Consider the following 10,644-nt stretch of genomic DNA (forward strand, 5'->3'; position numbering starts at 1 on the left):
TGGATGAAAAAATTAAGCAATTATTCCAATCAAAAAGCCTTTATATCAAAGGATGACGAGATAAAAAAACTCAAAGAACGAATCGAAGATTTAGAAGGTATAAAAGAATTTCAACAAGAATTAATTGTTGAATTTGAGAAATTATATTCATAAACTATTATTTATATTAATTATATAAATCATAAATCTTATTTATGATTTAGTAATGAATAAATTCATGGTTTTCGTGTCAGTTTTTACGCTTGCTGGTAACGTTCCCGGGCTTGGTGAAGGTGGCGATTTTTATGAATAATTTTCATGCGAAGTATAAATTTTCTTTAACCACAAAACTGTCTGCGTAGCAATGAACCGCCACTTTTGCTAAGCCCGTGTTAGCGGTTCGTTATTTTGTCTTTTCTTTTAATTTCTCGATTACTTTTTTCTTAAATTCTTCTTCGTCTAACTTCAAGTCTTCACGGTCGTATAGTTCAAAATGTCTCATGTCCTTTTGTTCACTTGAAAGTTTATAGGCAAATGAAATTTTTCTCATTGTCGATGCTGAAGCACACAAATTTCTATGCTTTATTTTTCTTGAAAGTCTATATTTTTTGTCTGTAAGTTTTACTTTTCCTTTATGAAGTTCGATTTTTATGCTGTCGTTCTTTTGGTTAAATTCATTCAGGCTGTCTAAAGGAATTGTTAACTGTCTAAGTTCTGCATAAGACAACGAATACCAATGATTAAATAATTCGTATCTCACGTTTTTATTGTCCACTGTAATCACAACGTCAAGATGTCCTGGAAAAAATTTAGAGCCTTTTCTAGAAGTATAAGTGTCTTGCGAATAACTAGTAAGTTGTATAAGTGTCAGAAATATTATTGTCAGTTTAAATTTCATTCGATGTCGTGTTTTATAATGACCGCTAACGTTCTCGCGCTACAAGCAGTTTGGGACTAAATTAGCCTAAACTTTCGGTTTTGCCAAATCTTTCTGATATAAAACCAACTTCAAATTAAGCCTAAAACCCAAATTGCTTGTAGCGTGTGTTGGTGGCTGGGCTTATTTGCACTCACTTATATTCAGTTTTTTGTAGTCTAAATATCGTTTTAGTTTTTCGTTTTCTAAAGATTTAATATAGTTTTCCATATATTGAAAATCAGGCTTATTTTCAGAGTTTACAGGAAGCAGAATTTTACTTTTTTTCATTCTCATTGGTCGCCATTTACGAGCATATTCAAAACAAACTCTTTGTTGTTCAATGGTTGTTATCAAGAATTTAGCTATGTATGGATTTAGATTTTCATTTTTTAAATACAACGGATTTACGTCGTGGCTACAAGTAAATTCTGAAACTTGGTAATAAGCATAACCAACAGAACCATTATTTGTTACAACAATACAATTCCCTTTGAAAAGTTTTTTGCTTAATGGTTCGTTTTTACCAAATCCGATTTTTGAATTATCTTCTATTTCAGATAATGTATAATACTCCGTAACTCCATTTTTATTTGCAGTTGCACCGAGAAAGGGAATTTTACCATTGCCAGAGGAAGTTGGTTTTTTATTATAAAAACCGTTTTTAATTTCAAAAATATCAGGAAATAAAAATTCTTTCCACTCAATATTATCGGTTAAAAAATCTTGTTTTATTTCGCTTTCCTTTCCAGTTACATACTTTTTATATTTTTCTAAAAATTCATTTTCCTTTTGCTTCATAAAGTTTTCCATAAAAACGTAATCAGGTTTTTTGTCGGAATTTATAGGAAGTAGAATTTTTTCTTTTTTAATTCGAGTATCATTTATCTCTCTGTTGAAACTGTACTTTTCATTCAGTCTTGTAACCATTGTCGCCAAAAAAAGATAAATATATTTATTAAAATTCGCATTGTCAAGCATAGTAACGTGGTCGCTTGCGACCACGTTAAATGGTTGAAAAAATGTCGAACCAACACTTCCGCTATTTGCTAATGTTAAACAGTTTTTAAATATTCTTACATTTTTATCATTGCCAATAAAAGCGTCAATTCCGTTGTTTAAAGCTGTGGAAGAAGTGTATGGTATGTTTCCCTCGATATGGTCATTTTTCTTGAGCCTTTTTCCTCTTTGAATAGAGTCAAAAACTGCTACTATTGAAAACTCTTTCCATTCTCTATTTGTCAATTCCATTATTCTGTTTTTTCGTTGGTAAACAAATATTCTCTATCCTGCATAATCATAGAAAATTCAAAAGTTAGAAAGTCGCCTATTGTTTTTGTAAAATCTGCAACAGTTGGAAATTCATCGTTGAAATAATAAAAAGAATGTAACCATTCATCTTCAGCTTCAATTGTTGTTTTTACACAAAATTTAGTTTCACTTTCAATACGGTTAAACCAAACATCCAGTAAATGCTGTTTTTTATCTATTGCTTCAATAGTTTCGACAAGTCCACGATGTTTTTGTACTTCAAAACCATCTTTATCGAAGTTTATAAATTTTACTTCTTTGTCTTTGTAGTGTGGAACTCCTGTTGTAAATATTGCAATACAAGGATTTGTACCAACTCCGTAAAAAGTATTTTTGTTCAGCGTTATTACTCCCTCTAAAGTATGATGTTTTAAAATGTTTTCTTTTATTGCCTGTTCTTCTTTTGTTTTGCCTATCATTGATGATTGAGGAACAATCACAATCGCTTTACCGTCTGCTACAATGGAATTGAGTAAATGCTCTGTAAAATTGATTTCGTATAAACTTGTATTGTTTTTACTTCCCATTGAGTAGGGTGGGTTCATCATTCCAACGGTGCAACCTCTTTCTTGCAACTGTGCAGGATTTTGCTTTAAAAAGTCTTCTTGTTCAAGATTACTTTTCCCATCTCCACGTAAAATCATATTGGTTGTAGCAATCGTAAACATATAAGGTTGTAACTCTAAACCGTGCAATTGATTCTTTCTAATTTGTCGGTGTTGTTCTGGATTGTCTGTCTTTTGCAACATATCGTGCATAGATGCAATTAGAAAACCAGCCGTTCCACAACAAGGGTCGAAAACCGAATCTGTCGGTTTTAATTCAGCTAAATCACAAAATAATTCGGTAATGTGTTTTGGAGTAAGTACAATTCCTAAATTTTGTCCGTCACCGCCCGAATATGACATAAATTCTCCATAAAATCTACCCAAATAATCTTCGGCAGAATGAATGTATTTTATGTTTTTGTAGATGTTTTCGTAAAGAAATTCCGTGTAATGTTTTAAAGGTGTTTTCTTTAAGTTCTCGTTAACTTCATTAATTGCTTTGGTGTCTTTGATTACCAAAAATTGGCTCAAAAGTTTGTCTTTTTTTACTTGTGGCGAAACATTGGCTCTCTTTAAATTTTTCTCAATGGCTTCATAAATTTTTTCGCCATCAGTTGTAGTTTGTTCGCCTGTAAGGCTTTCAATACTGAAACCTTTGTGCTCCATTTCACGCAATGCTAAAAGAATACCCGAAACTACAAGCGGTTTGTCTTTGTCTTGAATACTGCCATAATTACGTAAATCTTCGTGAAGATTTTTAGCATCTTTTAGTATTTCCTCCGTGGTTTTCTCTTCTGGGGTTTGCTCTTTTAGTATGTTTTTGGTGTAGTATTCGTCAATGTTTTTTTCGTTGAAAAGTGTAAACGTTTCAACGTCATCAAGAATTTTGTAACCGCCTCTTTCGTCAATAAAAATCGGAGTTATTTTGTGTCTTTTCTCGTTTCCAGAAACGCCAAAAGCAATGATTTTTTTGTAAGTTGTGTTTTGAGATAAATGTTTTCCGTAAAATAATGCACCATTTACAGCATAGTTTTTTACGCTTGTAACTTCGTTACAAATTACATCTTTTTCGTTGCGTTTTGTATGTTGAGAAACATCCGCTTTGTTTTCGATAACCAGCAAAAAGTCTTTTACAACTCCGCTGTATTCGGGAAAACCAACTTTTCCTGTTTTCGATTTTGATGCCGTTTTTAAAGCGTCATCAACTTCTTTTATGTTACTACCTTGTGGGTGTAAATCTATATTTGCCTCTTTGAGTAATTCATAAACCCAAAAATCCGTCAGTATTTCTTTTTTCGCCATTGTTGTCCGATTTACGGCAACAAGATTCTTCGTTTTCCCTTATTTCGTTAGGTTTCCCGTAGCCTTGCCACCAACGTCCCGTGGCTTGGCGTCAGTTGGGGATTTAGTTAGCCAAATGTATCGAATTAAGACCGAACTTCCAAGTACAAAACCAACTTTAAAGTTTGCCTCAAACCCCAATTGCGCCAAACCGCTGTTGGTGGCAGTTTTTTATACAATCATTGCTATATCGCCATTTTTTGCATTAACAACGCGTTCCACATAACCTTTGTAAAAAAACGGAATATTATCTTCAGTTCCATTTTCAAGTCTTCCCTTTACTTTTTCAAATGCTAAAAATGAAATTTCGAAATTTGGTTGACCTGTTACAAAAATTGGTTGATTAAGTTCGTCGTACCAATAATATTTTCCGCCATATGTATTTCTGGCAACTTCAAAAATATATGAGCCTGCTTGTGCAATCATATCGTTTTTCATTTCATCTTCCATTTCTCCGATATAATCAGAAAAATTATCAAGAAGTTCATCAAGTGCTATCAAACTTTTTTCAGAATAATCAAATGCACCGTTATATCTTTCATTAAATCCTTCTACAATTCTTTCAGCATTTGCTTTTGATTTCGTGATAAAATCATTTTGTAGATCATCAATTAAATTTTCTGAAGCTTTTCCTTGAATTTTGTTATTCTCCACTTCATTATTTTTCTTTTTAAAAAAACCAAATATTCCCATAATTTTTCATTTTGTTATTGTTTAATTACTAATTTTTTGTCAAAATTGCCACCAACGGTTTGCGGCTACCCGAAGGGCGGGACTTTTACCACAAAACTTGATTTGAAAAACTAATGTTTGATTAACCACAAAACTGTCTTTGAAACACGAAACCCCGCCTTTTGGGTAGGTGCTGTTATGCGGTCGGCTTTTTCTTTTTTTTACCAATTTTCATTTCTTAACCAAAGTCAATGAGATAAAGATTTACGCAAAATATCTTTGCACTGTAAATATAAACATAAATAAAATGAAGTCTTTAAAAGTTACATTATTAATATTGAGCTTAGCTCTCCTTTGTACAAATTTGTCGGCACAGCAAGTGAATACCTCCGATAGCCTTATCGCTATTTCGGAAATTCCTGAATTTGCTATTGCGTCAACTCAATCATTGGTATCTTTAAAACCACCAAATACCAATTTTACGCAATTTCCGTATTCAAGTAAGTTAAAAATTGATTTATCAAATCCTTCTCTTGAAAGTCAAAGGAGTTTGCTTTTGGGTCAATCCGATAATGGCTCTTCTAAAAAATACAATTTGAACTTACGGCTTGACGATGAAAAAAAGAATTTCTTTCTTGATAATAGAAGAAATAGATACTCATCTCTTTGGGCGTTTGCTTCTTTAAATTATGTGTATGCTGACTTAGTTGGCATTATGGATAAAAATATTTTGGTTCAATATCAAAATGGAGTAGTTAATGGTTTAAAGATAACACCACAGTTTTTAGCTCTTGGTGCAGCCTATATGCAGATACCATTGGTAAATGTGTTTTTACCTCAAGTCATAAAGAACGAAAGAACTTTAAGATGGGTACAAATTGCTTCAGGAGCATTTATGACTCTTGCCCAATCCGGAACGTTGTTCATAGGTAAGCCAACCCCATATTATGTGCTTTTTTCAATGCTTGAGATAGCCGCAACAACCTATATAACCATTGATGCAATTAAGTGGAAAGCAAAATCAAATAAAAAGAAAATATTAGTTGATTAATTATGAAAAATAAAAGCGATATTCTTAGCACACTTTGGATTTTTGTTACTTTAAATTACTTGTACTGCGATTTAATTGGATTAATGGACTCCTCGTTGCTCAAACAGTATTTGACAGGAAATGTTGAAGGCTTTAAAATAGACGAAAGTTTTTTATTGTATGCTGGGATTTTAATGGAAATTCCAATTGCTATGATTATACTCTCAAAAATTTTACAAAAAAATACAAATTGTTGGGCTAATATTATTGCAGGAAGTATTAAAACAATTGTAATGATTATGACACTTTTTGTTGGTAGTTTTACAAAGTATTATCTTTTTTTCGCTTGCATTGAAATATCTACAACTATTTTTATTGTCTGGTTTTCAATAGAATGGTTAAATCAAAAAGTGGATAGGGAACAAAGATAAAATCAACTTTTGTTTTGTAGTTTTTTTCTTATTCTGCTTAATGATTCTGGCTTTACTCCAATGTAAGTAGCAATGTCATACTGTGGTACTCTTTGAAAAATATCAGGTCTTGATTTCAATAGTTTTAAATATCGTTCTTCTGGTTTGTCAGTAATGAAAGAAGTTAATAAATTTTGCTGTTCCATAAAAACAGTTTCCATAATTTGACGAGAAGTTGTTTCAAAGCGAGGATATTGTTTAAATATTTCTTGTGCTTTTTGCTCATCTCCAATAACTACAGTTGTATCTTCCATACAAACTAAATTATATTTTGATTCAGTTTTTCCTTCAAAATTTTCTAATGAAATTATCCATTGCTCTTCTGTATAAAAATTTGTGGTGATGTCGTTTCCGCCAAGTATTTTAAATTGTCGGACGCACCCGTTAATTATGAAGTAGGTGTCATTAGTAAATTGACCTTCTTTGACTAAGTAGTCATTTTTGCCGAAATTTTTAACCACCATACTTTCAGCCAACACTTTTGTTTCGTCTGTTGTCAAGTTGGTGATTTTTAAAAAATAATCTATTAATCTATTGTCCATAGTTGGTGTCGTCTTTTAAGCTGCCGCATAACGTCCCGCTACTACAGCGGGTTTGGGACTAAATTAAGCCCTATTTTCGGATTTGCCAAATCATCCCAAATACAAAACCATTTCTCCATTAAGCCCAATGCCCAAATCCGTTGTAGTAGCTGTTGGCGGTTCGGTTCTTTGATTATGTAATTACGTGTGTTTTAAAATTTGGCTTTAGGTTTTTAACTCAGTTTGGCTATTTTCGCTTAATATTGTATTATGCTTTATTAAGTATCACAAGTGATTTCGTCCCATTCTTGTTCTAAATAATTAACAAGCCAATTCAAAGCATATTGTCTTTCATAAACAATTCCAGAATTCACTTTATTCAATTCTATTCTATTTAATCTTGCATCTACACAGGCCCAATTTGTTCTGTAATAAAAATCAACATTATCTAAAATTTCGGATTTTGTTCTTATTTCAGTTATGCTATTTATAAAAATATTTGGATCAATATTTCCGTTAATTGGATATTTACTAGAAGGAATGTTATTTAAATCACATAGTTGGTTTGGAAATCCCAAATCATCAACAATTTTTAAAGCCCACATTAAAGTCCAAATTCCTTCACACTTCCAAGTTTCTTGATTTTTCTTTTCTTCTGTGGGGTTTTTTAAGAATTCTTTTTCGTTTGGTGTTGTTTCATCCCACAATTCATACTTTTTTAGATAATCAATTGCTTCTTGCCCAGTCATTCCATTAAACGCTACTGAATTAGTAACTGCTAAAACAGTTACTCTTTTTGCTATTTCTTTTGGTTTTCGTAATTCAGTATCTTCTTCTGTTTCAACATTTGGCAAATTGAAATTTATTTTTATTCCTTTGTTCTTAAGGATTTTTTCTGTTTTTTCTTTCCGAGTTAATTCTTTTTTGTTTTTAAATATTCCAAACATATTGGTTTCAGTTTTTTGTTTTTGACATCCACTTAGAATTACAATTACTAATATTAAAAAGATTTGTTTCATTTTTACGTTTTTCTTTCTAAAAAGATTACTCAACTAAGTCAATTCGGACTTTGAGTTTCTACTTTTTTAATTGTTTTACCTGCTTCAGTTCTGCACGAACTGACCGCCAACGTTCTCGCGCTACAAGCAGTTTGGGACTAAAATAAGCTCTATTTTCGGATTTGCCAAATCTTCCAAATACAAGACCATTTTTCCATTAAGCCAAATACCCAAATTGCTTGTAGCGTGTGTTAGCGGTTGTTTTATTTTCAGTCAAAGCCATATCTCAAAACCATGTCCGAATTTACATTTCGTTTTCTAATTTGAGCAGGTTTCCATTCTTTTGTTTTAATAATTCTTTTCAATTCGTTTTCAAAATACTTCTCAAGTTTATGATTTGATTTAGTGTCAAATATAAATCCAAAATGTGTGATTTTTGCTTTTCCATCTTTATCCACAAAGAAAGACACATTTACGAATGATGAAACATCATAATTTGGTCTTTTTATGTAACCTTTAGGGTAAATAATTGCATCGTCAATCTCTTTTTGCATTACTTCACTATATTCATCTTCGCTATCATCTTTGTCATTTGGATAATTTGGTCTTACATCACATTCACCATAATACATTGTGTCATTAATATGCTTATTTAAGTATTTTTCATCTGCTACATTTAGTAATGAGTCGACAAATTTTTCTCCGTATTTTTGATTGATATTTTCTTTCATTAATTTACAATAGCAATGTTCTGTTTGATTTTCATAAACAATGCAAGATGAACCTTCATTTCTAAATTCAAGATTGTTTTCTTTAAGAATTTCTATTAATTCTTTTTCGGAACGTAAGTAATGATTGTAAATATTTCCTGAATAATGACAATAAGTTAATTTACCGCTTTCTATTTCTTTTTCTGCTTCTGATATTTCTTTTAAGCAAGTTGTATCAGTATCTTTTACAGATTCAACAAAAGAGCTTTTTTGTTTACTTTCAAATCTACAAGAAACTAAAGCTACGCTTAAAAATATAAAAAAAAATATCTTCATGTATTCTGATGTTCTGGTGAGGAAAAATAACCGCTAACGTCTCGTGGCTTGCAGAAGTTGGGGATTTGGTTAACCTAAACTTCGATTAATCACTGGCCACAAAAGTACAAAACAATGTGTAAAGTCAAGACCAAAACCCCAATTTTTGCAAACCGCTGTTAGTGGCAGGTTATTTATTTATTCCAAATTCGTCGTTTCCACGAATTAAAATTTCTTTTGATTTTTTTATATTTTCTTCCGATTTGGTAATTAAATTTACAAAATATACATTCAATTTGTCTTCTTTATTTTCATAATTCTCAATAACAATTTTTAATATAAATTTTTCATCAACTATGAAACTATCATAATTTGCATTTACTATTTCATTGTCAATTTTAAAAATTGTTGAATTTTTTTTAAGGTTTGTATATTTCGCCTTCAAATTATTCAGTGATATGAATTTTGGATTATAATTGCTTTTAGTTTCAATTAATATTTTTCCGTAATATTTAACGTTATCAATTTCAATATCATTCTTTTCAACTTTAACAGAAGCAATCTCATTCGGATTTAAGATTTTTAAAACGCTTTCGTTAATTAGTTTACCATTTATAAAATATGCTGGGTTTTTATTATTTTCTTTTTTCTTTTTATAAACGACATTTATAATCGTATCGTTTTCTGAACTGATTTCAGTATTTATAATTTTCAATCCATTAACTTTTTCAGACTTCACTTGTCCAAAGCAATTAATTGCAATAAATAATGTTGTAGTAAATAATGTCTTTTTCATAATATCTGTTTTTTGTGCGATTTTTTTTTAACTTGCCACTAACGTGTCGCGGCTACATTTCAGTTGCGACTTTGGAACGCTTTGCGTTCCATTACTAGAAAACGAAGTTATGAAAAATATTGTTTCCATTAGCAACAGACGAGCAATTGAATGTAACCGCTGTTAGCAAACGTAGTTTTATTTACAATATGCTATTCCATAAGTTGTAACTTGTCCAAAAATAGAATCATTTAAATTATATTTTTGAATTAATTTTTCTCGTTCCGCTTTTCTAATACTTTCCACATATTCAGTATGTTTTGCTCCGAAATCAGGATACTTTGCATCAGCTGTGTGAATGCTTTCTAATTCCATTCTTCCAAGTTCTTTATAGAATGAACATAAGTCTAAATTTCTATCGTTTAGATATTTTTTCAAATTTTCATAGGCAATCTCGCTTTCGTCTTTTATATTGTCATTTAACCCAGAAAGACTATTCATTTTTAAGTTATTGAAACTTATTGTTGGTTCTGTACTTGTTAATGATTTTGAAAGCATACAAATCCATTCACTTTTATCATTAGCAGCTTCAACCGATGTAAATAAATATACATTTACAACTGTTGGCGCATCAAAGTTATCAAACAAATCTTTGTTTTTGTTTTTCTCATAAACTTCAAGTACAATATTTTTTAAAGTTTCTTCTTTGTAAACAGTATCGTTATAAACTACATATTCGATAAGTAGAGCTTTACCAGAAGTTTCTTTTTTTTCTTCTTTTAATACTTCGTATTTTGTTGTTGTTTTATTACAACTTATAAATAGTAAAATTGCAAATAGTGTTAATCCAAAGTTTGTTACTTTTTTCATTTGAAAGTTTTATATGTTTTATTTTTGCGGTCGTCTACTATGTTTGCTAACGTCTCGTGGCTTGGCGTCAGTTGGGGATTTGATTAGCCAAATGTATAAATTAAAGACCGAACTTCCAAGTACAAAACCAACTTTAAAGTTCGCCTCAAACCCCAATTGCGCCAAACCGCTGTTAGCGGTTCGGTTGT

At 31.1% G+C, this 10,644-nt stretch carries 11 protein-coding genes; 2 read left to right on the forward strand and 9 right to left on the reverse strand.

The genetic code is table 11. From position 1 onward, the window contains the following. Positions 1-382: 382 nt before the first annotated feature. From RMO70_RS12175 to RMO70_RS12190, 4 genes are all read right to left on the reverse strand, one after another. Positions 383-877, reverse strand: a complete 495-nt coding sequence (locus tag RMO70_RS12175; protein ID WP_310556710.1) for a hypothetical protein — start codon at positions 875-877, stop codon at positions 383-385. A gap of 162 nt (positions 878-1,039) precedes the next feature. Beyond that, positions 1,040-2,146: a restriction endonuclease subunit S gene (locus tag RMO70_RS12180; RefSeq protein ID WP_310556711.1), complete on the reverse strand. Its 1,107-nt coding sequence runs from the start codon at positions 2,144-2,146 to the stop codon at positions 1,040-1,042. Then, positions 2,146-4,056 carry an N-6 DNA methylase gene (locus RMO70_RS12185; protein WP_310556712.1) on the reverse strand — a complete coding sequence of 637 codons (1,911 nt, stop codon included), beginning with the start codon at positions 4,054-4,056 and terminating at the stop codon, positions 2,146-2,148. Before RMO70_RS12185 ends, RMO70_RS12180 begins: the two co-directional genes overlap by 1 nt. 210 nt (positions 4,057-4,266) lie before the next feature. Beyond that, on the reverse strand, positions 4,267-4,788 hold the full coding sequence (locus tag RMO70_RS12190; protein WP_310556713.1) for a hypothetical protein: 522 nt from the start codon (positions 4,786-4,788) through the stop codon (positions 4,267-4,269). A 316-nt stretch (positions 4,789-5,104) separates the two neighbouring features. Here RMO70_RS12190 and RMO70_RS12195 point away from each other — a divergent pair, with 316 nt between their 5' ends. Continuing rightward, complete coding sequence (locus tag RMO70_RS12195) at positions 5,105-5,818, forward strand: DUF6326 family protein (protein WP_310556714.1); 714 nt, start codon at positions 5,105-5,107, stop codon at positions 5,816-5,818. A 2-nt stretch (positions 5,819-5,820) separates the two neighbouring features. Continuing rightward, positions 5,821-6,228 carry a DUF6326 family protein gene (locus tag RMO70_RS12200; RefSeq protein ID WP_310556715.1) on the forward strand — a complete coding sequence of 136 codons (408 nt, stop codon included), beginning with the start codon at positions 5,821-5,823 and terminating at the stop codon, positions 6,226-6,228. Between the two features lie 2 nt (positions 6,229-6,230). Here RMO70_RS12200 and RMO70_RS12205 read toward each other — a convergent pair whose 3' ends face one another. From RMO70_RS12205 to RMO70_RS12225, 5 genes are all read right to left on the reverse strand, one after another. Next, complete coding sequence (locus RMO70_RS12205) at positions 6,231-6,809, reverse strand: Crp/Fnr family transcriptional regulator (protein WP_310556716.1); 579 nt, start codon at positions 6,807-6,809, stop codon at positions 6,231-6,233. 257 nt (positions 6,810-7,066) lie between these two features. After that, positions 7,067-7,807 (reverse strand): DUF4272 domain-containing protein, encoded by a 741-nt coding sequence (locus RMO70_RS12210; RefSeq protein ID WP_310556717.1) that lies wholly within the window; start codon positions 7,805-7,807, stop codon positions 7,067-7,069. Between the two features lie 248 nt (positions 7,808-8,055). Continuing rightward, positions 8,056-8,832 carry a hypothetical protein gene (locus RMO70_RS12215; RefSeq protein WP_310556718.1) on the reverse strand — a complete coding sequence of 259 codons (777 nt, stop codon included), beginning with the start codon at positions 8,830-8,832 and terminating at the stop codon, positions 8,056-8,058. 169 nt (positions 8,833-9,001) lie between these two features. Further along, the gene (locus tag RMO70_RS12220; protein ID WP_310556719.1) at positions 9,002-9,607 is read right to left on the reverse strand and encodes a hypothetical protein; all 606 of its coding nucleotides are present in this window, start codon (positions 9,605-9,607) and stop codon (positions 9,002-9,004) included. A 177-nt stretch (positions 9,608-9,784) separates the two neighbouring features. After that, positions 9,785-10,456: a hypothetical protein gene (locus tag RMO70_RS12225; RefSeq protein ID WP_310556720.1), complete on the reverse strand. Its 672-nt coding sequence runs from the start codon at positions 10,454-10,456 to the stop codon at positions 9,785-9,787. Between the last annotated feature and the right edge of the window lie 188 nt (positions 10,457-10,644).

The sequence above is a fragment of the Flavobacterium sp. genome, from assembly GCF_031422135.1.
Taxonomy (GTDB): domain Bacteria; phylum Bacteroidota; class Bacteroidia; order Flavobacteriales; family Flavobacteriaceae; genus Flavobacterium.